The following is a 23,418-nucleotide window of genomic DNA, read 5'->3' on the forward strand; positions in this document are numbered from 1 at the left end:
GCCGGACGGGAATCGGCCGATCCCGGGGCGGTGCCGTGCCGCCCCGTCCCCGAATCCGGTGTGGGCACCGACCGCGCCCTGAAAGCACGGCAGATGGCCGGGGAGCCCTGAAGGCCGGTCAAGGACGCCGACGGGTTTCGGCCAGATCCCGCAGCGTCAACAGGCCTGACAGGTCCAGATCATGAGCCACTGTCAAGACCCGTGCGCAAAGCCGCTAAGCTTCCGGGCCGTTGTCCTATGATCATTCAATTTCGATCGTTTGAGGGTTCTGATGGTTCGAGTGGGATCGTCGCCCGGAAGTCCAGGGCCCACCTCACCCACCGTATGGGCGCTGCCCGCCCTGGTCACCGCGGCCGTCGCCGCGATCGCCGTGGCACTGGTGTCCGCACCTGCCCGCACCCCCGTCGCCTGGGTCGGTGCCGTGGCCTTCGTCGCCGTAGCCCTCTCCTGCGGTGAGGCCGCCCGGCGCGGCAAGGCGGTGGCCGCACTCCGGGCCACGGTCGCCGCGCAGGAGGCGGCCCTGTCGCGGCAGGAGGCCGAGACCGTACGGCTGGCCGAGGCGCTGCTGCCCGAGGTCGTGGAGCGCCTGGGCAAGGGGGAGTTCCCCGAGGAGGTGCTCGCCTCCCTGGAGGACCCCGATGCCTACGAGCCCGGCCTGACCCGGGAGTTCAGGTCGGCTCACCTCGCCGTGCTGCGCTCCGTCCTCGACGCCGTCGTCGCCGAGGAGGACCTGCGCGACTCGGCCCAGCGGGCGTTCGTGAACATCGCCCGCCGCGTCCAGGCCATCGTGCACCAGCAGGCGCAGGAGCTCCGGGAGATGGAGGACCGGCACGGCCACAGCCCGGACGTGTTCGGCGACCTGCTGCGCCTCGACCACGGCACGGCGCTCATCGGCCGCCTCGCCGACTCCATCGCCGTACTCGGTGGCGCGCGGCCCGGCCGCCAGTGGAACAAGGCCGTCCCGCTGTACAGCGTGCTGCGCGGCGCCATGTCGCGGATCATCGACTACCAGCGTGTCGAGCTCCACTCGGTCTCGCAGGTCGCCGTCGTCGGACCCGCAGTCGAACCGCTCATCCACGCACTGGCGGAGCTGCTGGACAACGCCACGCGCTACTCCCCGCCGCAGACCAAGGTCCACCTGACCGCCGTCGACGTGAACTCGGGCATCGCCGTCGAGATCGAGGACGGCGGCGTGAGCATGAGCGAGGAGGCCCGCAGCCGGGCCGAGCGCATGCTCCGCCAGGCGCAGCAGGGCATCGACCTCAACGACCTCGGTGAGACGCCGCGCCTGGGCCTGGCCGTCGTCGGCCGGCTCTCGCAGGCGTACAACTTCCAGGTCTCGCTGCGTTCCTCGGCCTACGGCGGGGTGCGCGCCGTCCTGATCATCCCGCAGGAGCTGATCACCACCACCGCGGCCGCGACCGGCGTCGCGCACGGTATCGGCACCTCCTCGGGCCCCAGGGCGGCCCTGGCACCGGCGTCCGGACCGACCGCAGGGCCCACCGCCGGACCGTCCACCGGACCCACCGCCGGACCGACCACCCGGCCCACCCCCGGAGGGAACGGCGAACCGGCCGCCGCCCGGCCGCAGCAGCCCCGGCGGGCCACCGGCCCGCGGATCGACGCAGCCCCCGACGAGGTACCCGCCGTGACCGAGCGGACCCCGAACGGCCTGCCCCAGCGACGCCGCAAGGCCCGCGCGGTGGTGCCCGACCTGCCCCATGCCACGGACCGGATCATCGCCGCAGCCGCGGCGACCGCGGCGGCCGCCGACCGGGCCGGATCCGATCCCGATCCCCAGCCCGAGGTGCAGCCCGGGATGTGGCTGGCCGCCTTCCAGGGCGGCCTGTCGGGGGACAGCCAGACCGCCGCAAGCCGGACCGGCGGAGCAAGCCAGAACACAGACGCCTCGCCGGACTCGGCGAGCAAGGGGGAACAGCCATGAGTCAGCAGCAGACCAATATGGACTGGATGCTCAAGGACCTGGCCGAGAGCGTTCCGCAGACCCGCCATGTCATCGTGCTCTCCGCCGACGGTCTGCGCATGGCGCAGTACGGCGCGGAGACCGACACCGCGGACCGGCTCGCCGCCGCCTGCGCCGGGCTGCAGAGCCTCGCCGGCGCGGTCGCCTCCGAACTCCCGCACAGCAACGGGCGCATGCGGCTCGTCGTGATCGAGATGGACGGCGGCTTCTTCTACCTGATGGCGGCCGGTGCCGGCGCCTACCTTGCCGTACTGGCCGACGAAGGTGTCGACGCCGGCCTGATGGGCCAGCGGATGCGCGACCTGGTCGCCCGGATCGGAGAGCACCTCAGCAGCCCGCCGCGCCACGATGGGCAGCCCGCGTGAAGGACCCGGGCCGGGATTGGGAGGACGGCACCCCCGAACGGCTCTACGTGATCACGGGCGGTCGCAGCGGGCCGTTACAGTCCACCACCACCCTCGACCTGGTGACCCTGATCATCGCCAGGTCGGGGCCCAGGCCCGGGATGCAGCCGGAGCACGCGGCGATCATGCGGCTGTGCCAGTCGCCGCTCTCGGTGGCCGAGGTATCCGCGTACCTCGGCCTGCCGGTGAGCGTGGTCACCGTACTCCTCGGTGACCTGCTCGCCGCGCAGCAGGTGATCTCACGCCCACCCGTCGCCCCCGCCCAACTCCCGGACCTGGCACTGATTGAGGCAGTCATCGATGGACTTCGAAAGCTCTGACCCTCCCGCGGCTCCCGGGAGCCACCCCCAGGCGGGGCCGCGGCGCGAGGACGCACTGCCGGCCACGGCCGCCGCCGCAGTCAAGGTGGTGATCGTGGGCGGCTTCGGGGTCGGCAAGACGACCCTGGTCGGCTCGGTCAGCGAGATCCGGCCACTGACCACCGAGGAGACGATGACCCAGGCCGGGGTCGGCGTCGACGACACGGTGGGCGTGGAGCGCAAGAGCTCCACCACCGTGGCGATGGACTTCGGCCGCATCAGCATCAACGAGGAGCTGGTGCTGTACCTCTTCGGCACCCCCGGCCAGGAACGCTTCTGGTTCCTGTGGCACGGCCTGTTCGAGGGCGCCCTGGGCGCGGTGGTGCTGGTGGACACCCGCAGGCTGGAGGTCAGCTTCGACGTGATCGGCCGGCTGGAGGAGCGCGGCGTGCCGTTCGTCGTCGCCGTCAACTCCTTCCCCGACGCGCCCGAGCACCCCGTGGAGGAGCTGCGCGCCGCCCTCGACCTGCCCGCGTCCGTACCGCTGGTCCTCTGCGACGCGCGGCGGCGCGACTCCAGCCGTGACGTCCTGATGACGCTGATGCGCTATCTGCACTCCCTCGCCGTGACCCCGGAGGCATTGTGAGCACCCCCCCGACCGATCAGCAGGGCTTCGCCGCCCCGCCGCCGGGCTGCCCGGCGCACCGGCTCTACGGCCCCGAGGCCGAGGCCGACCCGACGGGCCTCTACGAGAAGCTGCGCGCCGAGCACGGCGCGGTGGCGCCCGTCCTGGTCCAGGGCGATCTGCCGGCCTGGCTGGTGCTGGGCCACCGCGAGAACCTGGACGTGGCGCGCACCCCGTCCCGGTTCTCCCGCGACCCGCGCCGCTGGCGGGACATGCAGGAGGGCAACGTCCCCCCGGACCACCCGCTGACCCCGGTCGCCGCATGGCAGCCCGTGTGCAACTTCCAGGACGGGCCCGAACACGAGCGGCTGCGCGGCGCCGTCACCGAGTCCCTGGAGCGCTTCGACCGGCGCGGCGTCCGCCGCTACGTGACACGCTTCGCCAACCAGCTGATCGACGCGTTCGCGGAGACCGGACGGGCCGATCTGGTACGGGACTTCGCCGAGCCGCTGCCGATGCTGGTGATGACCCAGCTGGTCGGCATGCCGGACTCGTACGGTCCACGCCTGGTGGAAGCCGCCCGCGACATGATCAAGGGCACCGAGACGGCGGTCTCCAGCAACGCGTACGTCACGGAGGCGCTGCAGCAGCTGGTCGAGCGCAAGCGGGCCGCCCCCGGCCGGGACTTCACCTCCTGGCTGCTGGAGCACTCCACCTCGCTCACCGAGGCCGAGATCATCGAGCATCTGCGGCTGGTGCTGATCGCGGCGTTCGAGACGACCGCCAACCTGATCGCGAACACCCTGCGGCTGGTCCTGACGGACCGCCGCTTCCGCGCGAACCTCTCCGGCGGTCACATGACCCTGCCCGACGCGCTGGAACAGGTGCTGTGGGACGAGCCGCCGCTCACCACGATCCTGGGGCGCTGGGCCACCGGCGACACGGAGCTGGGCGGGCAGCGGATCAAGGCCGGCGACATGCTGCTGCTGGGGCTCGCCGCGGGCAACGCGGACCCCGAGATCCGGCCGGATCTGACGCTGCCGGTGCACGGAAACCGTTCACACCTGGCGTTCAGCGGCGGCCCCCACGAGTGCCCCGGCCAGGACATCGGCCGGGCCATCGCCGACACGGGCATCGACGCCCTGCTGTCGCGGCTGCCCGACCTCGAACTGGCGGTGCACGAGGGCGAGCTGCACTGGGACGCGTCGCTGATGTCACGTCATCTGGTGGCCCTGCCGGTGACGTTCACCCCGCGTGGCAATGCGGTGACGGCCTCCTCGCGCGCACCCGGCGCGGCGAGGACGCAGCCGCCGTCGGGGGCCGGCGCACCGCCCGCTCCCGCGCTACTGCACGAGGTGCGGACGGTACGCCGCTCCTGGTGGGCCCGGCTGCTCGGTCGCTGAGGCCGGGCCCGGGGCTCAGGCGTCGAGCTGCTGCCACCACCAGGCGATCGCCGGGATGGGCAGTGGCTCGACGCTCGCGTCGCTCGGGGTGTCCCGCCAGGTGATGTCGTACGAGGAGCCCTCGACCGGCAGTTCGTTGCGGTTGCGCGGGCTGGCGTAGCGCGGCGCCAGGTTCTGCCACTCGATGCAGCCCGAGACATAGTGGCCGAGCGAGACGAGATAACGGCCCAGCTGCTCGTCCGCGCCGCGCGCGAGCTGCTCGCGCATCCGGACGAAGAACGTCATCGCGCGGTCCCTGAGGGCCACGGCCGGGGCCAGTGCCTCCTCGGGCGTACAGCCGTGGTGCTGCGCCACCACATTGAGGAGGTTCTGCTCCCAGGGCTCCTGGTGGTCTTCCTTGTTGTACGAGAACAGGTCGTTGTCGCAGCTGACGATGAAGCCCGCGGCATCGGTGAGGGCCTGGACCGGCGCCGAATACAGCACATCGGCCGGCACGTCGATGCCGTTCGCCGCATCGCACCAGGTGAGCGTGAAGCGGGTGCCGTTGACCGACATCCGCATCGCGGCGAACTCGTTCAGACTCGGCATGATGTTCCGCTCGGCGTTGGCGGTCTGCCAGCCGGCCCCGAACAGCCAGTCCCGGGTGCCCTCGGTGAACCTGCGCAGCTGGAACGGCGTGAGCGTCGCGCGGGTGCGGGTCACCAGGTCGTCGAGCGCGTCGGTGAGCGGGCCGCGGGGGAGCAGGCCCGATCCGGGTGCCTCGATGGAGCGGACCAGCCGCGCGCTGTGGTCGGCGATGTCCGCGGTCCGGGTGGCGGTCGACCCGGAGTCCTGCCAGTCGTCCACGGCGTTGGCCCAGTAGTTCCACTCGATGAAGAGCAGTACCGGCTCCACGTCGCCGTACGGGATGATGCGGCTGGTGAAGTCCGCGCTGTGGGTGGCCAGGCCCCAGGCGCGTTCGGTGGCGTCGGGGTAGATGCCGAAGGCGTCGATCCAGTCGACGGCCCGCTGTTCCAGCTCCGCCGCCTTGGGGTGGATCAGCTTCTCGTTGAACGGGCAGTAGAACGGCGGGAGTCGCCAGCCGATGCGGGACCGGTGGCCGTGCGGGGTCGCCATGGTCACTTGCCCCCGAGCCGGAAGAGCAGCAGCCGGGTCTCCAGCGCGTGGTCGCGCCAGATGCGGAACAGCTTGCCGTGGGTGATCGTGGATTCCTGGAGCCGCTCGCGCGACCAGGCGGACTCGATGCCCGTGTGCTCCACGCGGTCCAGCTCGGCCGTGTTCCAGGCCATGGACTGCACCCAGAACTCGGCGACCCGGTCCGTGACGTCCTCGTCCTGCTCCAGCTCGAAGCCGGCGGCCTCGGCGGCGATGATGTACTCGGTGAGGGTGCCCAGGCGGGTCTTGTAGTAGCCGTCGATGAACTCGGTCCACTCGGGGCGGCAGATGAAGTGCTCCTGGATGCCGAACCAGCCGCCGGGTTTCAGTGCCTTGGCGGCCACCTGGAAGAGCCGCTCGCGGTCCATGTAGCCGGAGCTCTCGTTGGCGTAGGCGGCGTCGTACTTCTTCCGCGTGGTGAAGCCGTGCACGTCGGCGAGCAGCGGCGTGACCCGGTCGGCGACCCCGGCCCGGCGGGCGAAGTCCTCGATGACGGGGATGTGGTCGGCGGCGACGGTGAGGCCGGTGACGGTCGCGCCGTGCTCCTGGGCCCAGTAGAGCGAGCCGCCGCCGACTCCGCAGCCTATGTCGAGGACGCGGGCGGGCGGGGTGGTGTACGCGCCCCAGGAGCGCGCCGCGTGCTCGACGATGGCCTCTTGGGACTCCACGATGCGTCTCTTGAGCACCCGTTGCGCGACGGTGGTGTTCGGCGTGGCGCCCGGGGTGAAGAGCCCCATGTGAAAGTGGACCCGCGGTCCCGGGCCGTACTTGTGGAGGATGTCCGCCGTCTTGCGGGTGTAGTAGAGCGGCACTTGGCTCTCGTCGAAGGCCTGGCCTCCAGTGGGGGGCTGGATGACGAGGTTGCTGTCCATCGGTTCTCCGGTCTTGCGGTCTTGTGGGGGTGTTAATCGGCCGCCCCACCTCTGCCCAAAAGCGATCGATAAAAGTCCTCGATCGCCCGGGTGTTGAGCATAACCACACATGAAATGGCAACAATCCCGGCCATTTGATGTCTCGTCAGGCCATTGGCGCGGGGCCGCACGCACGGCCGGACCGGGGGCCAGTGGCCGGTGGACGTGACCTGCGCGGCGGGGCGCCTTGAGGGTGGCGCGATCATTTCCCCGGAGGTGGCCGATAAGGGAGGCTGGATCGACAATTGTGAATCTGTCTCTTCCGAAGGGCCGCGCTCGGGACATACGATCCCGAATCATGATTCCCCTTCATCGGGCGAGCCGACCGACCGGGCCCTGAGCCCGGCCGCGTTCTCCGGCCTCGACGGGGTCGCTGCCGCCCTGCTGGGCCTGGTGGAGAGCATTCTGCGGCCCGAGGCGGCCGGCCAGTAGCGCGGAGTACGACCACTTCCTCAGGTCAAAGGACGACATGGACATCAAGAGAATGCGCCGCACACGGGACGAGCTCATTCGTGGCATCACGCTGCACGCTCCTGCTGAACCGGCCGTCGTCTTCCGCGCCCTGTGTGAGGCGATGGCCCGACGGCACGATCAACCTGTCGAGCCGCACCTGGTGTCCTTCCCCGTCAGCACCGTCAGCGGCCTGCTGGTGTGGACCAAGACCCGCAACATCGTCCTCATCGAGGCCAATACCGACCCCGAGCACCAGCTCGGCATCCTGGGCCACGAGCTGTGGCACATGGAGGAAGGCGCCGGCCACGCCCAGATCCTGGGGGAGTCGGACTACGCCGACCTGTTCGCCCCCGACCTCACCGCCAGCACGGTCGAGCGGATCGCCGCCCGGTCCTCCGCGCGCACCGACTGCGGAGAGGACGGCGAGCGCGCCTGCGAGCTGTTCGGCTCCTTACTCGCCATGCGGAGCAAGCACTGGTTGGGCAAGGGCGCCCATGTCCCGCAGTCCTCCAGCGCGTTCGGGCACAAGCTCAATGTCTCCCTGGGACCGGCCGGCGGAGGCGCCTGGTGAGTGAGAACGCCGGATTCTGGGTGATCTCCGGCTCCATGTGGCTGGCCTTCCTCGTCAAAGCACCCGGCCTGCGCCACAACCGGGACCCGCTGTACGTCCTCGTGTGCGCGGTGCTGCTGCTCGGCGGCACCTGCTTCGCCTGCGCGAACCCGGACGTGATCGGCGTCGTGAACGCCGCCACGGGAATCCCCAACTTCAGTGCCCCCCTGGTGTATTCGATGCTCGCGCTGGAGAGCGCGCTGGTCCTCACCCTGCTCGTGTACTGGCGTGACTGGAGCCCGGAGAAGGCCGCCCACTGGGTGCGCTGGCTGATGGCCGCCTACGGGATCGCCATCATCGGCATCGTCGCCCTCTTCGCGGCCGGCGACGCGCCCGCCGAACGCCGCGTGGACTTCGACACGTACTACGCCAAGACCCCGTACATCCGGGAAATGATCCTGCTGTACCTCGCCGCCCACACCATGGCGGGCGTCCTGGCCACGGTGCTGTGCGTGCGCTGGGCCGCCGGCGTCACCGGACCGAAGTGGCTGCGCCGCGGGCTGCGCGTCCTTATCCTCGGCTTCGCCCTCAACATCGGCCTCGACGCCTCGAAGATCATCGCAATCGCCGGGCGGTGGTCCGGCAGCGCCGAATGGGACTGGCTCAACACCGAGGTGTCCCGCGGGTTCGCCTTCGCCTGCACGCTCTTCACCTGCGTCGGCTTCACCCTGCCCATGGTCGGCGGCAGCGTGGAGCGCACCCTGTCGGGAAACCACGTGTTTCTCCAACTGGCGCCGCTCTGGCGCGCATTGCGCGAGGCGACTCCGGCCGTCGCCGCCGCACTGCCGGTGCCCTGGTGGGACGTGGAGCTCAAGGCCACCCGCCGGGTTGCCGAAGTGCAGGACGGCCGGCTCGCCCTGCGGCCCTACCGCAACCCGGCCGTCGCCCAGGCGGCGACAGCGCAGGCCGCCGCCTTGAGACTGGCGCCCAAGAAGGCCGAGGCCGCGGTCGAAGCCGCCGTCCTGGCCGACGCGATGGCCGCCAAGGCCGCGGCCGGAGACGAGGAGCCTCCGCTGCTCGACGACGACACCGCCACGGCCCTGCCCCCGCTCGACCAGAAGGCGCTGATCCGGGTCTCCCGGATGATCCGCCGTCCGCCGTTCCACACCCCCGTCGCCACCGTGCCCCCGCACAGACCAGGACTGGAGTCACCCGCCCATGGACGCATCAACGCCTAGCGCGCCGCCGGCAGTGCACCGCGCCGTCGTCCTCGGAGCGAGCCTCACCGGCATGCTGGCCGCCGCCGTCCTCGCCCAGTACGCCCGGGAGGTCGTCGTCGTCGACCGGGACGAGCTGCCCGCCGACGCGGCCCCCCGGCCGGGACTGCCCCAGGCCCACCACGCGCACCTGCTGTGGTCCGGCGGCGAACGCGCGATCGAAGAGCTCGCCCCCGGGATGCGGCGGGAATGGCTCGACGCGGGCGCCCGGTACGCGGCCATGCCCGACAGCTTGATCATGCTCACCCCGCACGGCTGGGTCCGCCGCGGTGACCAGGCCATGCAGCACCAGATCGTGTGCTCACGCGACCTCCTGGACGCCACCGCCCGCGGCTTCCTGCTCAGCCGCCCCGGCATCACCGTCCGCACCGGCGGCTACGCCTACGGGCTCATAGGCGGCCCGGCGCGCGTGACCGGCGTACGCGTCCGGGACCTGGCGACCGGAGCCGTGGAGGACGTCCTCGCCGACCTCGTCGTCGACACGACCGGCCGCAGGTCCCACGCCCCGCAGTGGCTCACCGCCATCGGGCTGCCCCAGGTCACCGAGACCACCGTGGACCCCGGACTCGTCTACGCCAGCCGCTGGTACCGCGCGCCCGACTGGGCCGAGGACTTCCCGGTCATCAGCCTCCAGCCCGACCCCGGCAAGCCGTTACCCGGCCGGGCCGCCACCCTGCTCCCCGTCGAGGGAGGCCGCTGGCTCGTCACCCTGGCCGGCACCCGCGGCGCCGAACCCGGCATCGACCCCGACGCGTTCGAGGCGTACGCGCGCACCGCGCCCCACCCGATCGTCGCCGACCTGATCGCCGGCGCCGAGCCGCTTTCCAAGGTCCGCCTCAACCGAGGCTGCAGCAACCGCCGCCGTTATTACGAGCGGCTGCGCCAGTGGCCCGCCGGCTTCGTCATACTCGGCGACGCGGTGGCCGCGACCAACCCCATCTACGGGCAGGGGATGACGATCGGCGCCCAGGGCGTACGCGTCCTGCGCGACGTGCTCCGCAAGCGCGGCCTGGCCGACGCGCGCCTCAGCTCCACCGTCCAGCGCAGGATCGGGCGCCTGGTCCAGGCTCCCTGGGACATCACGACGGGCCAGGACATCCGCTTCCCCGGGGCCACCGGCCCGAAGGCGCCGCTCGCCGGGCGTATGACCCACCTCTACGTGGACCGGCTCAGCCGCACCGCCATGAGCAGCGAAGCCGTCATGCGGACGCTCTTCGACGTCATGTCGCTCGACGCGGCGCCGACCGCGCTCTTCCGCCCCGGGATCGTCAAGCAGGTCATCCAGGGCCCTCCCGGCCGCGCCCTGACGGAGCCGCCGCTCACCGCAGCCGAACGGGCCCACCTCTACCCGGCGCCCACGCCTGCCGGGGCCTAGGGGGTGTGCCGGCGTGCCGACGTGCCGGCGTGCATGTGGACCGCCCCGGAGCGGGGCGGTCCACAGGAGTGTCCGGGCGTGCGCGGCTACCAGCGGTACCAGCGCGCCCGTCCGCCTGCGGCCCCCCCGCCGCGGACGAGGAATCCCAGCAGCCAGAGCACCAGGACGGCCAGGGCCACGTACCAGAGCACTTCAACCGCGAATCCGGCGCCGAAGAGGATCAGGATCAGGAGGAGTACGAGAAGAAGCGGGATCATGTCGATGCCTCCATTAGGGGAGTGGTTTCGACCTGTCTGAGATCCCGTCTGCCCCGTCCGCTGCACATCATGCCGTCAGGCGTATCCGGCCCGAATGCGGGCAGACGCCGGGACAGCAGGACGGAAGGATGATGCCGGATGACGCAGGGAGTGGAGGAACAGCGCTTCAACGTCGAGGTGCAGACCGTGGACGGAGCCGTCGTTCTCGCGCTCTCGGGCGAGCTGGACCACGATACGGCCGAGCCTCTGCGGGAGGCCCTGGCGGCGGCGGCCACGCCGGGCGGCCGGCTGGTGGTGGACCTGAGCGGTCTTGGATTCTGCGATTCCACCGGGCTCAACGTGCTGTTGCAGGGCCGCCTCGCGGTCCGGGAGGCCGGCGGCAGCCTGGACCTGTCCGGGCTGCGCGGACCGGTGGCCCGGATGTTCCACATCACCGGTGTGGACGGGGTGTTCCCGGTGTACGCCGACGTGACCGAGGCGCTGGGGCGGCAGGGGCATGGGAGCCCGTAGAGATCCGGATCGGCGGTACGCGTGCGAGTACGAGCACGAGGCACGTACGAGCACGAGGTACGTGGCGCGTGCTACGCGGCACGCCGATCCGCCGACAGGGAGGAGTCTGAGCACCATGGAGCAGCGCGGGCCGTCCGGCCGGACCTGGCGTCTGGCGCTGGAAGGGGCCACCGACGGCGTCACGCGCAGCCGTGATTTCACCCGGCTGGCGCTGACCGCCTGGCACTGGCTGCCGGCCCAGGCGGAAGAGGACCGCGACGCCGCCGACGACGTGCTGCTGATGGTGTCCGAGGTGGTGGCCAACGCCTGTCTGCATGGCGGCGGGCCCAGCGCCCTCGTCCTGGACTGCACCCCGGAGCGGCTGCGGGTCGAGGTGATGGACGGCAATCCGGCGCCACCCGTGCCGCCGAACGGCCGGTCGGCGGAGCCGGGCCGGCCGGGTGGGCATGGGCTGCTCATCGTGGACCGGCTGGCGCGGAGCTGGGGTTCCCAGCCTGGGGCGGACGGCAAGTGCGTATGGCTGGAGGTGGCCTGCCCGACCCTGGTCAGGCAGCGGCTCCTGCAGGCCGGGTGACCTGCCGTTCGGCGGGCGCCGGGGTGCGGACTGCGGCCGAGGCGCTGTGTGCCGCCGGGGGCCGCGGGTCAGCCGCCCAGGGCCGCGATGATCTCGCCTGTGCTGCGGACTTGCCGATGCGCGGGAAGATCCGCTGTGGGCGCTGTCGCTCGGGAACGGGACCGGCGAGCCGCGCGTGAGCGTCCCGGCGGCCGTGTCGGTATGCGCGGTGGCGGTTACGGCAGCCCCGGGATGGGAACGTGAGTACGAATACGGGGGAGTCCCGGCCGCCGTCCCCGACCTCGGCGCTGTAGGGGTCGGGGGCCCAGCTGCTGCGCTGGTACTGGACGCTGTCCGAGCTGAGCGGGCTGGCGCGCGAGATGGGTCTGTCCGCCCGGGGCGGCAAGGCCGCCGTGACGGCCCGGCTGGCCGCGGCGCTCGACGGCTGCCGGCGCCCGAGGCGGACCCGAAGGCGGCGCCGCCCTCCCGCCGCGCCGGCCGGCGGCTCGCGGCCCCGTCGACGGCGACACCGTGATCCCGCAGGGGCAGTCGTGCAGCCAGGTGCTCCGCGAGTTCTTCGTGCGGGAGATCGGGCCAGCGTTCCACTTCGACGCCTTCATGCGTGACTACGTCGCCCAGAACGCGGGACGCACCCTCGCCGAGGCCGTCGCCCACTGGCACGCCACTCGCGGACAGGCGGCCCAACCCCTGGAAATCGGCGCCCAGTTCGAGTTCAACCGGTTCCTGCGCGACTGGCACGCCCGCCACCCGGACGGGACCAGGGCGCAGGCCCTGGCCGCCTGGCGGGAGTGCCGCGCCCGCCCGCGGTGACGGATCCGTCAGGCTTGGTCGGCGCAGGCGCGGCTGAACAGCGGGCCGCAGCGCACGGTGCGCGGGGCCACCCGGTCAGGCAGCCGGCGTGGTCTCGGCCTCGGCCTCGGCCTCGGCAGGGGCCGGTTCCGCCCCCGCCCGGGGTTCCGGCAGCCGGCGGGCCAGTGCCCAGGCCGCCAGCGGCAGCAGGGTCAGCGGCAGCAGCGCCGTGCGCAGCGAGGACGCGTCCGCGGCGGCGCCGATGAGCGGACTCGCCAGACCGCCGACGCTCACCGTCAGGCCGAGGGTCACTCCGCTCGCCGTACCCATGCGCGTCGGCAGGTAGTCCTGGCCCAGGGTGACCTGGAGCGAGAACGGCACGTACAGCGCGGCCGCGGCCAGCGACGCGCAGACGTACACCAGCGGCAGGGGCAGGAAGAGGACCCCCGCGACGGCGGGCGCGGCAGCGGCGTAGGCCCGGCGCACCGTGGTGACCCGCCCCCAGCGGGAGGCCAGCCGGCCCCCGAGCAGGGTGCCGCCCGCGCTGCCCGCGAACAGGGCGAACAGGGCCACCGCCCCGGCGGTTTCACCGCCGCCGCGCTCGCGCACGTAGAGGCCGATGAAGGTGCTCAGCCCGACGAAGACGACCGAGCGGACGATCACCACCAGCGACAGGCGCAGGAACGCCCGCCGGTCCTCGGGGCGGGGCGCGGCCGCCGCTCCCGCGGTCCCCGGCGCGGCCGGGCCCGCCGGCCGGGGCCGGGGGATGTTGAGGAACACGCCGAGCGCTGCCGGGAACGCCAGCAGCCACCAGCCGGCCGGCCCGGACACCGACAGGGCTCCGACGACCAGCAGCGGGGCGCACGCGAAACCGATGTTGCCGCCCAGCGCGAACCAGCTCATCGCCGAGTGCCCGGCGCCGCCCACGGTGGTGCGGACCAGCCGGGCGGCGGCCGGGTGGTAGGCGGCCACGCCCAGCCCCGACAGGGCGACGGCGGCCACGGTGGCCGGGTAGTCGCCGGCCGCCCCGACCAGCGCGATGCCGGCCCCGGCGGCGGCCGTGCTCAGCGGTATGAGCCAGGGCATCGGACGGCGGTCGGTCAGCACCCCGAACAGCGGCTGCACCACGGAGGACAGCAGCGAGGCGGCGAGCACGATGCCGGACGCCGCGGCGTACCCGTACGAACGCTCGGCGACGAGGAAGGGGACGAGCGCGGCGACGGCGCCCTGGTAGACGTCCACGCAGGCGTGGCCCGCCGAGATGGCCGCGGTACGGCGGCGGACCGGGGCCGGCGGACCGGCTGACGGCTTGCCTGCCGGACTTCCTGATGGCGTGGCCGATGGATTGACGGTCGGATGGTCGGGGTTCGGTGGATTCGCTGCGTTCACCCGTCGAGAATCGCCGCCGCCGCACGCATCGCGCTTCCGATAAATTGCCGGGTGATGCAGAAAATCCGCCACACGCCACGCGCCGCGACGAGCATCCGGGAGCTCGACACCGGCATCGGGATCGACCCGCACCGCCACGACGACCACCAGATCGCCTACGCCGGCTCCGGGGTCCTGTCCATCACGACCGACGCCGGCACCTGGGTGGCCCCCGCCACCCGGGCGCTGTGGATCCCGGCCGGGACGGTGCACGAGCACCGCGCGTACGGCCGCACCGATCTGCACTCCGTCGGCCTGCCGACCCACCTCAACCCGCTGTCCCTGGAGGCCCCGGCCGTGCTCGCCGTCGGGCCGCTGCTGCGGGAGCTGATCCTCGCCTACACCCGGGCCCCCGGGGAGGACAGCCCGCAGCGGCGCCGGATGCTCGGGGTGCTGCTCGACCAGCTGCGCGCCTCCCGGCTCCAGCCGCTGCACCTGCCCGCCCCGGCCGACGCGCGGCTGGCGGCGGTGTGCGCGCTGCTCCACGCGGACCCGGGCGATCCGCGCGGGCTGGCCGCACTGGGCGCGGCGGCCGGGGCGGGGGCCGGCGAGCGGACCCTGAGCCGGCTGTTCCGCGCCGAGCTGGGCATGACGTTCCCGCAGTGGCGCACCCAGCTGCGGCTGCACCAGGCGCTGCGGCTGCTGGCCGTGGGCACGCCGGTGACGGCGGTCGCGCACCGCTGCGGCTGGTCCTCCGCGAGCGCGTTCATCGACGTCTTCCGGCGGGCCTTCGGTCACACGCCCGGGGCGCACCCGCGTGAGCGGCCGTAGGGGCAGTGGGCGCGCGCAGCAGTCACATTGCGTAGTGCGGCGGGTCGCCGTGCACAGCAGTCGCCGTGCACAGCAGTCACCGTGCACAGCAGCCACCGCGCGCAGCCGTCAGCGCGCGTACCGGAGCAGCACCACGCCGTTGCCGAAGGCGTGAGTGCCTTCGAGACGGAGCGGGGCCGGGCCGCCGACCGGCGGGAAGAGCGGTTTGCCGCGGCCGATGCGCACCGGGTGCACATAGATCCGGTACGCGTCCACCAGGTCGTGGCGGAGGAATTCGGCCGCGAGATCGGCCCCGCTCAGCGCCAGGTCCCCGCCCGGGGCCGCCTTGAGCGCGGCCACCTCCGAGGGGACGACGTCCCGCACGATGGTGGAGTTCCAGCCGGCCTCCCGCAGGGTGCGCGAGTACACGTACTTCGGCATGTCCCGCCAGATGCCCGCGAACTCGGCCATCGGCCCGGTGATCTCGGGGTCGGCGTCGGCGGTCGGCCAGAACCCTGCCATCAGCTCGTACGTGACGCGGCCGTTGAGGAAGCCGCCGAACGAGCGGAGTTCCTCGTTGAAGTGCCGGTGCAACTCGTCGTCGACGAGATGCCAGTCGATCTGCCGCTCGGGCCCCTCGATGAAGCCGTCGAGGGACATCGACATCATCAGGATGATCTTTCGCATGACGGCCCACGCTACATACTGGCCGGTGTGAAGAGCGAAGATGCCGTAGACGACACGGCCCTGTTCGATATCCAAGGCCGGACGGCGGTGATCACCCTCAACCGCCCCAAGGCCCTCAACGCCCTCACCCACCCCATGGTGCGGCGGATCTCCGAAGCCTTGACCGCGTGGGCACACGACCCCGCCGTCGCTCAGGTCCTCATCCGCGGCGCCGGCGAGCGCGGTCTGTGTGCGGGCGGGGACATCCGGGCCATCCACGACGACGCGAAGGCCGGTACCACCGCCTCCGCGGACTTCTGGCGGGACGAGTACCGGCTCAATGCTCAGATCGCCCGCTACCCCAAGCCCTACGTGGCCCTCATGGACGGAATCGTCATGGGCGGCGGTGTCGGGGTCTCGGCCCACGGCAGCGTCCGGATCGTCACCGAACGCTCCCGCGTGGCCATGCCCGAGACCGGCATCGGTTTCGTGCCGGACGTCGGCGGCACGCACCTGCTCGGCCGCGCCCCCGGGCAGCTCGGCACCCACCTCGCCCTGACCGGCTCCGCCGTGGGCGCCGCCGACGCGCTGCTGTGCGACCTCGCCGACCACTTCGTCCCCACAGGCCGGCTGCCCGACCTCACCGCGGAACTGGCCGAAGTACCCCTCCGGGAGGTGCTGGCCCGCTATGCCTCTCGGCCGGAGCCCGGTGAGCTGGCCGGCTGGCGCGGCTGGATCGACGCCTGCTACACGGCCGACACCGTCGAGGAGATCGTGGAGCGGCTCTCCGGCCACGGCGACCCGGCCGCCAAGGAGGCCGCCGAGACCATCCTGGCCAAGTCCCCGACCGCCCTCAAGGTCACCCTGGCCGCCGTGCGCCGGGCACGCGAACTGGGCCTGCTGGAACGGGTGCTGGCCCAGGAGTTCCGGGTCTCCTGCAACGCCCTGAGCTCGCCCGACCTGGTGGAGGGGATCCGGGCCCAGGTGGTCGACAAGGACCGGAACCCGCGCTGGTCACCGGCCGCGCTGGCCGACGTCACCGACGAGGACGTGGCCCGGTACTTCGCGCCGCTCGGCGCCGACCGCGAGCTGCGGCTGGAACCGCCCTTCACGGAAGGGGGCTTCGGCAGCGGCTGAGCCGCGCGGGCGCCGCTCGCCGCCGACCCGGTCGCAGTGGACCGGCGGGCCGGCTCAGCGGTCGCAGTGGTCGCAGTGGTCTCAGTGGTCTCAGTGGTCTCAGTGGTCTTGGCGGTCTCAGCGGTAGCCCGTGGCATCCGCCGGGCGGCCCGGATCCTGGACCTCGACCATGTACCGCCAGGCGTCCGGCCGGCTGCCGTCCAGATCGGTGAAGCCGTAGACCCGGGCGAGTTGCCCGCTGGACAGCGACTGCCCGTTCCAGCGCGAGACCTCCGGATCGGCGGCGAGCGCCGCGACCGCCCGGCCGACGTACGAGGGCGTCTCGGAGATGGCGAAATGCGGCACCTTCTCCAGCGCGTCCCGCCAATTCGCCTCGGTCACCCCGAAGTTGTCCAACATCATCTCCGAGCGCAGCCAGCCCGGCGTCAGCGCCACCGCCGTCGCCCCGCGCGGACCCAGCTCGTGCCCGAGCGCGAACGCCATCCGCAACACCGCCGACTTGGCGATGTCGTAGAAGAACGACACCCGGTAGCGGCCCGCGTTGTACTCGGCCGTGCCGTCCGTCCCCCCTGCCCGCCCGGCGGTCCCGGTGCGTGTCGGCGCCCTCGGCGAGGGCCCGGCCGGGAGGGAGGCGGCGGGCTGCTTCCGCACCCGCCTGAACCTGGCCCGGCCGGCCCTCGCCCGGCTCAGAACCAGGTGAGCGTCAGCGCGAACGTGGTGCTCGCGGCGGCTCCGGCCGAGTCGGTGGCGGTGGCCGTCACCTGGACGGTGCCGCTCGCCCAGGGCTTGCCGCTGATCCGGCCGGTGGCGGTGTCGATGCCGAGACCGAACGGCAGGCCGGTGGCGGCGTAGTGGACGGGTGGCTTGCCTCCGGTGGCGGTGAGCTGGATGGTGCAGGACTGGTTGAACTTGCAGGTCTGCGGGCCGGGGTTGGCGAGTTTCAGATCACCGGTGGTCGGGGTGGGCGTGGGCGTGGGGGTCGGGGTCGGGGTCGGTGTGGGGGTAGGTGTGGGCGTGGGGGTCGGGGTCGGGTCCGTGGAGCCGTCGAACACCTCCGTGATCGGCTGCACGTTCGCCGCGTTCCCCGCGTGCGTCGTCGTACCCAGCAGGTCCTCGAAGGTGCGCAGCAGGTGGTGGTGGCTGTAGGCGGTGGAGTACTTTCCGGTCTTGACGTTCGCCCCGTGGAAGACGGTCGCGATCTGGTTGGACCCGAGGTAGTTGTCCTCGTCCCACGTGAGCACCAGCAGGCTGTTGTTGGCCTTGGCCCACTGCGCGTACGCGTCGAGGTTGCTCTTCGTCCAGGTGTCGCCCGTGCCGACCGCGCAGTCGTGCATGTCGTTGCACAGGTTGGGCACCACGAACGACAACTGGGGCAGCGCCGCGAAGTTGCCCTGCGGGAACTGGGCCCACGTCTTCCCGGTGTTCAACGGCACGTTCTTGAAGGCGAACCACGGGTTGTGCTTCTGCGCGTACTTGCCGCTGCTGCAGGCCGTCGAGCCCTCGCTCGGCAGGTCCTCGTTGTACGTCGCGAACGTCTTCCCGGCCGCGATCACCTCCTGGCCGAGATTGGCCGCGGTCATCGACTGCGCGGTGTAGCAGCCGTCGCCGGTGATGCCCTGGGTGGCGCCCGAGAAGAGGTTGAAGTAGTTCGGCTGGCTGGGGTGGGTCAGCGCCTTCATGCCGGTCAGGCTCGCGCCGCCGTTCGCCAGCTGGTTGATGTACGGGGCGTTCGCGCTGCCGATGATGTCGCCGTACTGCTTGTTCTCGTAGACGACGACCACCACGTGGTCGTACGTCGGCAGCCCGGCGGCGGCAGCGGTCGTGCGGGTCGCCGTACTGCCGTCCGCGGCCTGCGAGTTGGCCACGGTGAAGGCGCCCAGCAGGCCGAGCGTGCCGAGTGCGGCCACGAGAGCGGACCGGCGGGTCCGGCGTCTCGCGGCGGCCTTGGATGAGTGCATGAGCGGTTCCTCCTCGGTGTCGGTGGTGCTGTGGTGTCATTCCTCCCGCCGGGCCGCACCGGCCACGGCGATGTTCAGGAAGCGCGGTACGGGCCGACCCCGGCCGCGGAACTCCTCCGCGACCGCGGCCCGTACCGACGTCAGCCGCTCCTCGGGCAGCAGCACCAGCACGCTCCGCCCCGGCCGCCGCCCGGGCGGCCAGGCGCTCAGCGCCCCCGCCCGGCGGGCGCACGCCACGGCCCGGGCCAGCTCCGCCGCCCGGTCCGCGGGCTCGCTTCGGACGGCGAGCAGCACCAGCCGCGCCCCGGAGGCGGCCGGGTCGAAGGCGACGTGGCGCCGCGTCCGCCCGGTCCCCACCAGCAGGGCCTCGCCGGGCCGGGCGAACAGCACCCCCCGGCGCAGCGCGTCGTCCCCGTCCGGCAGCGCCCGCGCCATCAGCCGGGCCAGGTGTGCGCGGTCCGGCTCCTCGCCCGCCGCCGTGTGTACGTCGGCCACCGCGAGCGCCACCGCGCAGTCGGCGGGTTCCGCCGTGGCCAGCCCGGAGGCCGCCGTGAGCGAGCCCTGGAGGTGCAGGTCGGTCCCGCCGCCGCCGTACCCGGCCCGGGCCAGCGCCCGCAGCAGGGCGTACGGCCGTGCGGCCCAGGCAGGAACGGCGGGCGCGGGCCCCGACGGTGTCAGCGGCAGATCGCAGCTGTCGGCGGGGTGCCCGAGCGAGCTGAGCCGGACCAGGCCGTCCGTACGGGGGGCCGCGGCCGCCGCCACCGGCCAGCCGGCCGCCGCGACCAGCCCCGGCGAGCCCAGGTGGAAGGCGTACGGGGCGCTCCAGACGGCGGCCGGGGCCCGGCCGTGCGCGGCCTCCAGGGCGTAGGCCACGAGGCGGAACAGCGGGTCGGCGGTGGCCCGGCGGGCGAGGTCCTGGGGGGCGGCCATGCCGGCCCCGAGCGGTACCCGGGTCATCGCTCCGCCTTGCGGGCCAGGATCCGGTAGGCGTTCCCGCCGTCCGTGTACCGGGCCGCGGCCGTGCGCAGCGCGTCCAGCACCGCCGCGCCGGCGAAGAACGGCAGAGCCGCCGCCCGTACGGCATGTGCCGTCGCCCTCCGGCCCGCCGTGGCCGGGGGAGCCCACGGGCGGTCCGGGTCCGGGGCCAGCCGGGCGGCGGTCAAGGCCACCGCGCCGAAGAAGTCGTTGCCCTGGTGGGCCGCACCGTGCTCCTCGGCCAGCACGGTGAACCCCCGGTCGGCCAGCGCCTCACGCAGGTTCCCGGCCGGGATCAGGTGCTGGTGCTGTGGCTGGAACCAGGGCAGCCAGGCCGGCCCGAGCAGCCGGGCCATCCGCGACTCCGGGTCGGGGAGCTCGATGGTGAGATGCCCGCCGGGGGCGAGGACGGCTGCCGCCGTGTCCAGCTCGGTGAGCGGATCCCGGGTGTGCTCCAGGTAGTGGTACATGCTGACCACCTCGTACCGCCCCGCCAGTTTTTCCGTGAACTCCGGGAACTGGCCCTGGAATCCGGTCTCCACCCAGCCGCGCCGCTCCGCCTCGCGCACCCCGTCGCCCATGTCGAGCCCGTCGAACCGGGTGTCCGGCCACACGGCCCGCGCCGCATTGCAGAAGTGGCCGTGGCCCGTGCCGACATCGAGCCAGGTCGCGGGAACGGTGTGCGGCCGGAGCATCTCGGCCCGCCCCCGGTACGTGGCGCCGAGCCGTCCGAAGACCGTGCCCGCGCCCTCACCGCCGCGCCCGTCGTAGAAGTCGCGGTAGTAGAACTCCAGCCCCTCCAGGGTCAGCCGGGGATTCTGGAAGACATGCCCGCAGTCCCCGCACTGCTCCAGGGTGAACCGGCCGGGCTTGCCCTGGAGCAGATCGGGCACCCGGACGCGGACACCGAGGTGGAGGGACCCGCACCAGGGGCAGTCCAGGCGGCGCGGTTCGAGAAACCGGTCGGGCCCGGCGGCGAGTTCGGCCCGGTACGCGTCGGCCCGAGCGGAGTCCCCGGAGCTCGCGGCTCCCTTGCTCGCGGCAGTGGTCGCGGCGGCTGTACGGAGGGCAGCGCCGAGGGAGCGCACCGGGCGGGCGGCGGTCGCCCCGGCCAGATCGGCGGGACGCAGCGGGGCGCCCGGGCCACCCAGCGCGAGATACGGCTGGAGCCACCACAGCCCGGCCGCCGCGGCGCCCCACCGGCCCTGGCGCACGGCGAGCCCGGCCAGCAGTGCGAGCCCGGCGAGCTGCGCGGCGGCCAGCGCCCCCGGCGGCAGCCCCTGGGCCCGCAGCTCGGCGGCCCGCCCCGGCCCGGTCACGCCGGTCGCCCCGGCGGGCCCGGTTGCCCCGGCGGGTCCGGTCGCCCCGCTCCCGGTCACCCCAGCCAGTCCGGTCGCCTCCGTCGGCCGGCCCGTGGAGAGCGCCGGCGCGATGGCCAGCCCCGTCGAGCCGGCCGCGTACTCCTTCAAACGCCGGACCAGCGCCATGAGTTCCGCCGGATCCGGCCGCGGCCCGCCCGGCTCCACCCCGGCGCGGGCCAGCACCTCCTCGGCGACGAGCACGGCATACCCGGCCCCGCGCCCCTCGCCGAGCCGGTCCTCCCGGTACCCTGCCGGATCCACCAGCCGCAGCAGCCCCAGCACCCGCTCGGCCGCGAGATCCGCCGGCAGCAGGTCCACCACCCGCAGGCCCTCCCGCTCCGCGTGCGCGCAGGCGGCCAGGAAGGTGGCCGGATCGGGTTCGACCCCGCGCGCGGTCAGCAGCCGCCACCCGGCGGCGCGCGGCAGCCCGCCCGCGGCCGACGAGGGCGCGGGCAGTACGGGGATCGCGCGCAGCCGGCGGCGGGCCCGTACCGTACCGGCGCCGAGCGCGGCCAGCACTGCCGCGGAGGTCCACCGGACCCCGTGGAAGGGGGGTGGCGTCATAGCAGCTTCTCCAACCGGTCGGCCGCGGCGGCGGCACCGCCCGCCGCGGCGAAGGAGGCCTGGATCCGCCGGGCGGCCCGGCGGGGGCCGGGGTCGTCCAGCACGGCCGTGAGCGCGTCACGCAGTTCCTCGGCCCGCGTCCGGCCGAACCGGACCCGGACCCCGGCCCCCGCCTCGACGACCTGCCGGGCCACGATCGGCTGGTCGTCCCGGATCGGGGCGACCACCAGCGGCAGCCCGTACGCGAGCGCCTCGCAGACGGTGTTGTGGCCGCCGTGGCTGACCACCGCGTCCAGATGCGGCAGCAGCTCCAGCTGCGGCACGCTCTCCTGGACCAGCACGTTCCCGGGCACCGGCCCGAGCAGCGAAGAGGGCGCCGCCAGCACCAACTGGACGTCCCCGGAGAGCCGTTCGGCCGCTCCCAGGACCGAGGCGTAGAACCGGCCCCCGGCCTCCTGGTTGAGGGTGCCCAGGGACACCAGCACCCGGCGTCGCTCCGGGTCCAGCCGGTGCCACGGGAAGCCGGGCCCGGCGGGGCGGGCCCCGAAGGCCGGTCCGACGAAGGCGTAGTGCGGGGGGAAGTCCTCGGCCGCTCCCACGAGTTCGGGCGTGGAGAAGACGAGCACCAGCCGCTCGGAGAACCGCGGATCCCAGGCCTCGGCGTCCGCCCCGAAGACGGAGAGGAGCCCGGCGATCTGTCCCGCCACCCACTCCCCGACCTTCGGGAAGTCCGCGAAGGGCCGGGTGAGCTCGGCGGAGGTACTGGCCGAGGTGGCCCAGGGGATCCCGAGCCTATGCGCGACCACGGGCCCGGCCAGCGCCTGCTGATCGGCGACCAGCAGATCCGGTGCGAAGACGCGGACCGCGTCCGTCACGCCCGGGACCATCGCCCGGGCCAGCGGCACCAGCGCCTCCTCCCACAGGAAGCGCAGCGCCCCCACCCCGCGCAGATCGCGCCAGCGCTCGTGCAGCGCCGCGTACCCGCCGCCGGCCTCCTCGCCGGCCGCCAGGATCCGGGCGTGCGCGGGCAGCAGCCGGGCCAGCGCTCCGGCCGGACCGGCCCAGGCGACCTCATGGCCCCGGGCGGCGAGTTCGGCCCCGACGGCCGCCGTCGGATTGACGTGCCCCGCCAGCGGCGGCACCGTGAACAGCACCCTCATCGGACCAGCGCCCCGGCCCGCCGCGCCTGCGCGCCGCGCACGGTGGGTGCACCGCGTGTGGCGGCCGCCGCATCGAGGTGGGCCAGCACGGAGTCCCGTAGGAACCCGCTGGTCTCCTTCAGTACGTCGTGACCCAGACCGGGCAGGACTTCGAGGGAGGCGCGCGGTGCGTGGCGGGCCAGTTCCCGGGCACCGGGCACCAGTTCGGAATGCTCGCCGCACACGATCAGCGCCGGGCAGTGCAGCCGGGCGAAGTCGGCCGCGGTGAACGGGCGGCCGGCCGCGATGTCGTCGATGAGGCTGGTCCGGTTCAGCAGGTCGTCGGCGATCGCGGTGAGGCTGGCGGCCTTGCGCAGCCGCAGGGTGAGCAGCTCGGCCGGGACCGGGCTGTCCTCCAGGCTGAGCGCGGCGGCCGACAGGGTGTCCACCATGTTCTCCACCCAGGGTCCGCTCAGCGGCGGTTCGAGGAGCGTCAGCCCGGCGACGAGGTCGGGGCGGGCGAGGGCGGCGTGCAGGGCGAGGGTGCCTCCGTAGCTGTTGCCCACCAGGTGCACGGGGCGGTGTCCGAGGCCCAGCGCGCCGAGCAGCGCCAGGAGGTCCCGTACGGCGGTACGGCTGTCGTAGCCGGTGGCCGGGCGCTCGGTGCGGCCGTGGCCGCGGAGGTCGTAGAGCACGGCTTCGTGCCCGGACCGGGCCACGGGCACGGCGAGGGGGCAGTAGAAGGAGGACAGGTTGTCGACGACCAGGCCGTGCAGGAAGACCACGACGGGCCGGTCGGGACCGGCGGCCCCGGCGGTGGCGGGGAGCCGCTGGACGTGGAAGCGGAGGGAGTTCGCGCTGACGAAGGCCATGG

Annotated in this window: 25 protein-coding genes and 1 pseudogene; 15 read left to right on the forward strand and 11 right to left on the reverse strand. The window is 73.3% G+C overall.

Going from position 1 to position 23,418, the window contains the following annotated elements; all coding sequences use genetic code 11:
* Nucleotides 1-271: 271 nt before the first annotated feature.
* Genes J7I97_RS18050 through J7I97_RS18070 form a run of 5 tightly spaced genes read left to right on the forward strand, consistent with a single transcriptional unit; the run spans nucleotide 272 to nucleotide 4,715 of the window.
* Nucleotides 272-1,945, forward strand: coding sequence for a sensor histidine kinase KdpD (locus J7I97_RS18050; protein WP_214936122.1), 1,674 nt, complete (start codon nucleotides 272-274; stop codon nucleotides 1,943-1,945).
* Nucleotides 1,942-2,349 (forward strand): roadblock/LC7 domain-containing protein, encoded by a 408-nt coding sequence (locus tag J7I97_RS18055; RefSeq protein WP_214936123.1) that lies wholly within the window; start codon nucleotides 1,942-1,944, stop codon nucleotides 2,347-2,349. Before J7I97_RS18050 ends, J7I97_RS18055 begins: the two co-directional genes overlap by 4 nt.
* A complete protein-coding gene (locus J7I97_RS18060; RefSeq protein WP_214936125.1) occupies nucleotides 2,346-2,708 on the forward strand; it encodes a DUF742 domain-containing protein in 363 nt (120 codons plus the stop codon). The genes J7I97_RS18055 and J7I97_RS18060 overlap by 4 nt, the downstream gene beginning before the upstream one ends.
* The gene (locus J7I97_RS18065; protein WP_214936127.1) at nucleotides 2,689-3,333 is read left to right on the forward strand and encodes an ATP/GTP-binding protein; all 645 of its coding nucleotides are present in this window, start codon (nucleotides 2,689-2,691) and stop codon (nucleotides 3,331-3,333) included. The genes J7I97_RS18060 and J7I97_RS18065 overlap by 20 nt, the downstream gene beginning before the upstream one ends.
* Nucleotides 3,330-4,715: a cytochrome P450 gene (locus J7I97_RS18070; protein ID WP_214936129.1), complete on the forward strand. Its 1,386-nt coding sequence runs from the start codon at nucleotides 3,330-3,332 to the stop codon at nucleotides 4,713-4,715. Before J7I97_RS18065 ends, J7I97_RS18070 begins: the two co-directional genes overlap by 4 nt.
* Before the next feature lie 15 nt (nucleotides 4,716-4,730).
* Here J7I97_RS18070 and J7I97_RS18075 read toward each other — a convergent pair whose 3' ends face one another.
* Together J7I97_RS18075 and J7I97_RS18080 are read right to left on the reverse strand one after the other, a co-directional pair.
* The gene (locus tag J7I97_RS18075; protein WP_214936131.1) at nucleotides 4,731-5,831 is read right to left on the reverse strand and encodes a terpene synthase family protein; all 1,101 of its coding nucleotides are present in this window, start codon (nucleotides 5,829-5,831) and stop codon (nucleotides 4,731-4,733) included.
* Nucleotides 5,832-5,833: 2 nt separating this feature from the next.
* Complete coding sequence (locus tag J7I97_RS18080; RefSeq protein WP_214936133.1) at nucleotides 5,834-6,742, reverse strand: methyltransferase domain-containing protein; 909 nt, start codon at nucleotides 6,740-6,742, stop codon at nucleotides 5,834-5,836.
* 198 nt (nucleotides 6,743-6,940) lie between these two features.
* Between J7I97_RS18080 and J7I97_RS18085 the strand changes: the two genes are divergently transcribed.
* From J7I97_RS18085 to J7I97_RS18100, 4 genes are read left to right on the forward strand one after another with little or no spacing between them, the layout of a single operon-like run.
* Nucleotides 6,941-7,213 carry a hypothetical protein gene (locus tag J7I97_RS18085; protein ID WP_214936135.1) on the forward strand — a complete coding sequence of 91 codons (273 nt, stop codon included), beginning with the start codon at nucleotides 6,941-6,943 and terminating at the stop codon, nucleotides 7,211-7,213.
* A gap of 37 nt (nucleotides 7,214-7,250) precedes the next feature.
* Entirely contained in the window at nucleotides 7,251-7,805 is a 555-nt protein-coding gene (locus tag J7I97_RS18090) for a hypothetical protein (RefSeq protein WP_251051352.1), read from the forward strand.
* Nucleotides 7,802-9,022, forward strand: a complete 1,221-nt coding sequence (locus tag J7I97_RS18095) for an MAB_1171c family putative transporter (RefSeq protein WP_214936137.1) — start codon at nucleotides 7,802-7,804, stop codon at nucleotides 9,020-9,022. Before J7I97_RS18090 ends, J7I97_RS18095 begins: the two co-directional genes overlap by 4 nt.
* Nucleotides 9,003-10,436 (forward strand): NAD(P)/FAD-dependent oxidoreductase, encoded by a 1,434-nt coding sequence (locus tag J7I97_RS18100; RefSeq protein WP_214936139.1) that lies wholly within the window; start codon nucleotides 9,003-9,005, stop codon nucleotides 10,434-10,436. Before J7I97_RS18095 ends, J7I97_RS18100 begins: the two co-directional genes overlap by 20 nt.
* 86 nt (nucleotides 10,437-10,522) lie before the next feature.
* Here the strand turns inward: J7I97_RS18100 and J7I97_RS18105 are convergent, their stop codons facing one another.
* A complete protein-coding gene (locus tag J7I97_RS18105) occupies nucleotides 10,523-10,693 on the reverse strand; it encodes a hydrophobic protein (protein WP_214936140.1) in 171 nt (56 codons plus the stop codon).
* 138 nt (nucleotides 10,694-10,831) lie between these two features.
* Here J7I97_RS18105 and J7I97_RS18110 point away from each other — a divergent pair, with 138 nt between their 5' ends.
* From J7I97_RS18110 to J7I97_RS18120, 4 genes are all read left to right on the forward strand, one after another.
* Complete coding sequence (locus tag J7I97_RS18110) at nucleotides 10,832-11,203, forward strand: STAS domain-containing protein (protein ID WP_214936141.1); 372 nt, start codon at nucleotides 10,832-10,834, stop codon at nucleotides 11,201-11,203.
* A gap of 115 nt (nucleotides 11,204-11,318) precedes the next feature.
* Complete coding sequence (locus J7I97_RS18115; RefSeq protein WP_214936143.1) at nucleotides 11,319-11,777, forward strand: ATP-binding protein; 459 nt, start codon at nucleotides 11,319-11,321, stop codon at nucleotides 11,775-11,777.
* A 359-nt stretch (nucleotides 11,778-12,136) separates the two neighbouring features.
* Nucleotides 12,137-12,382 carry a hypothetical protein gene (locus J7I97_RS40330; protein WP_374195489.1) on the forward strand — a complete coding sequence of 82 codons (246 nt, stop codon included), beginning with the start codon at nucleotides 12,137-12,139 and terminating at the stop codon, nucleotides 12,380-12,382.
* Nucleotides 12,288-12,587 carry a DUF6434 domain-containing protein gene (locus J7I97_RS18120; RefSeq protein ID WP_214936145.1) on the forward strand — a complete coding sequence of 100 codons (300 nt, stop codon included), beginning with the start codon at nucleotides 12,288-12,290 and terminating at the stop codon, nucleotides 12,585-12,587. Before J7I97_RS40330 ends, J7I97_RS18120 begins: the two co-directional genes overlap by 95 nt.
* Nucleotides 12,588-12,662: 75 nt before the next feature.
* Here J7I97_RS18120 and J7I97_RS18125 read toward each other — a convergent pair whose 3' ends face one another.
* A complete protein-coding gene (locus J7I97_RS18125; RefSeq protein WP_308369179.1) occupies nucleotides 12,663-13,808 on the reverse strand; it encodes an MFS transporter in 1,146 nt (381 codons plus the stop codon).
* Nucleotides 13,809-14,009: 201 nt separating this feature from the next.
* Here J7I97_RS18125 and J7I97_RS18130 point away from each other — a divergent pair, with 201 nt between their 5' ends.
* Nucleotides 14,010-14,765 (forward strand): helix-turn-helix transcriptional regulator, encoded by a 756-nt coding sequence (locus J7I97_RS18130; protein ID WP_214936146.1) that lies wholly within the window; start codon nucleotides 14,010-14,012, stop codon nucleotides 14,763-14,765.
* A 108-nt stretch (nucleotides 14,766-14,873) separates the two neighbouring features.
* On the opposite strand, the gene J7I97_RS18135 is transcribed toward J7I97_RS18130, so the two are convergent.
* On the reverse strand, nucleotides 14,874-15,431 hold the full coding sequence (locus J7I97_RS18135; RefSeq protein WP_214936148.1) for a dihydrofolate reductase family protein: 558 nt from the start codon (nucleotides 15,429-15,431) through the stop codon (nucleotides 14,874-14,876).
* Nucleotides 15,432-15,458: 27 nt separating this feature from the next.
* On the opposite strand from J7I97_RS18135, the gene J7I97_RS18140 reads away from it, so the two are divergent.
* Nucleotides 15,459-16,547, forward strand: a complete 1,089-nt coding sequence (locus J7I97_RS18140; RefSeq protein WP_308369178.1) for an enoyl-CoA hydratase/isomerase family protein — start codon at nucleotides 15,459-15,461, stop codon at nucleotides 16,545-16,547.
* Nucleotides 16,548-16,664: 117 nt separating this feature from the next.
* Here the strand turns inward: J7I97_RS18140 and J7I97_RS18145 are convergent.
* The 6 genes and pseudogenes from J7I97_RS18145 to J7I97_RS18170 all read right to left on the reverse strand — a co-directional run.
* A pseudogene (locus J7I97_RS18145) lies at nucleotides 16,665-17,111 on the reverse strand (short-chain dehydrogenase); the annotation flags it as partial.
* 122 nt (nucleotides 17,112-17,233) lie between these two features.
* Entirely contained in the window at nucleotides 17,234-18,505 is a 1,272-nt protein-coding gene (locus J7I97_RS18150; protein ID WP_214936151.1) for an alkaline phosphatase family protein, read from the reverse strand.
* Nucleotides 18,506-18,541: 36 nt separating this feature from the next.
* Nucleotides 18,542-19,462 (reverse strand): galactokinase, encoded by a 921-nt coding sequence (locus tag J7I97_RS18155; RefSeq protein ID WP_251058915.1) that lies wholly within the window; start codon nucleotides 19,460-19,462, stop codon nucleotides 18,542-18,544.
* Nucleotides 19,459-21,405 (reverse strand): class I SAM-dependent methyltransferase, encoded by a 1,947-nt coding sequence (locus J7I97_RS39605; RefSeq protein ID WP_214936152.1) that lies wholly within the window; start codon nucleotides 21,403-21,405, stop codon nucleotides 19,459-19,461. The genes J7I97_RS18155 and J7I97_RS39605 overlap by 4 nt, the downstream gene beginning before the upstream one ends.
* The gene (locus J7I97_RS18165; RefSeq protein WP_214936154.1) at nucleotides 21,402-22,565 is read right to left on the reverse strand and encodes a glycosyltransferase; all 1,164 of its coding nucleotides are present in this window, start codon (nucleotides 22,563-22,565) and stop codon (nucleotides 21,402-21,404) included. Before J7I97_RS18165 ends, J7I97_RS39605 begins: the two co-directional genes overlap by 4 nt.
* On the reverse strand, nucleotides 22,562-23,416 hold the full coding sequence (locus J7I97_RS18170) for an alpha/beta fold hydrolase (RefSeq protein WP_214936155.1): 855 nt from the start codon (nucleotides 23,414-23,416) through the stop codon (nucleotides 22,562-22,564). The genes J7I97_RS18165 and J7I97_RS18170 overlap by 4 nt, the downstream gene beginning before the upstream one ends.
* Nucleotides 23,417-23,418: the final 2 nt, after the last annotated feature.

The organism is Streptomyces sp. ISL-87 (assembly GCF_018614095.1).
GTDB lineage: Bacteria > Actinomycetota > Actinomycetes > Streptomycetales > Streptomycetaceae > Streptomyces.

Bases quoted from the DNA above. Each gene is read 5' to 3' on its own strand.
- J7I97_RS40330 (WP_374195489.1), top strand. From the start codon at position 12,137: ATGGGTCTGTCCGCCCGGGGCGGCAAGGCCGCCGTGACGGCCCGGCTG.
- J7I97_RS18135 (WP_214936148.1), bottom strand. From the start codon at position 15,431: ATGCGAAAGATCATCCTGATGATGTCGATGTCCCTCGACGGCTTCATC.
- J7I97_RS18130 (WP_214936146.1), top strand. From the start codon at position 14,010: ATGCAGAAAATCCGCCACACGCCACGCGCCGCGACGAGCATCCGGGAG.
- J7I97_RS18055 (WP_214936123.1), top strand. From the start codon at position 1,942: ATGAGTCAGCAGCAGACCAATATGGACTGGATGCTCAAGGACCTGGCC.
- J7I97_RS39605 (WP_214936152.1), bottom strand. From the start codon at position 21,405: ATGACGCCACCCCCCTTCCACGGGGTCCGGTGGACCTCCGCGGCAGTG.
- J7I97_RS18155 (WP_251058915.1), bottom strand. From the start codon at position 19,462: ATGACCCGGGTACCGCTCGGGGCCGGCATGGCCGCCCCCCAGGACCTC.
- J7I97_RS18100 (WP_214936139.1), top strand. From the start codon at position 9,003: ATGGACGCATCAACGCCTAGCGCGCCGCCGGCAGTGCACCGCGCCGTC.
- J7I97_RS18150 (WP_214936151.1), bottom strand. From the start codon at position 18,505: ATGCACTCATCCAAGGCCGCCGCGAGACGCCGGACCCGCCGGTCCGCT.
- J7I97_RS18110 (WP_214936141.1), top strand. From the start codon at position 10,832: ATGACGCAGGGAGTGGAGGAACAGCGCTTCAACGTCGAGGTGCAGACC.
- J7I97_RS18090 (WP_251051352.1), top strand. From the start codon at position 7,251: ATGGACATCAAGAGAATGCGCCGCACACGGGACGAGCTCATTCGTGGC.
- J7I97_RS18170 (WP_214936155.1), bottom strand. From the start codon at position 23,416: ATGGCCTTCGTCAGCGCGAACTCCCTCCGCTTCCACGTCCAGCGGCTC.
- J7I97_RS18165 (WP_214936154.1), bottom strand. From the start codon at position 22,565: ATGAGGGTGCTGTTCACGGTGCCGCCGCTGGCGGGGCACGTCAATCCG.
- J7I97_RS18080 (WP_214936133.1), bottom strand. From the start codon at position 6,742: ATGGACAGCAACCTCGTCATCCAGCCCCCCACTGGAGGCCAGGCCTTC.
- J7I97_RS18065 (WP_214936127.1), top strand. From the start codon at position 2,689: ATGGACTTCGAAAGCTCTGACCCTCCCGCGGCTCCCGGGAGCCACCCC.
- J7I97_RS18115 (WP_214936143.1), top strand. From the start codon at position 11,319: ATGGAGCAGCGCGGGCCGTCCGGCCGGACCTGGCGTCTGGCGCTGGAA.
- J7I97_RS18050 (WP_214936122.1), top strand. From the start codon at position 272: ATGGTTCGAGTGGGATCGTCGCCCGGAAGTCCAGGGCCCACCTCACCC.
- J7I97_RS18075 (WP_214936131.1), bottom strand. From the start codon at position 5,831: ATGGCGACCCCGCACGGCCACCGGTCCCGCATCGGCTGGCGACTCCCG.
- J7I97_RS18105 (WP_214936140.1), bottom strand. From the start codon at position 10,693: ATGATCCCGCTTCTTCTCGTACTCCTCCTGATCCTGATCCTCTTCGGC.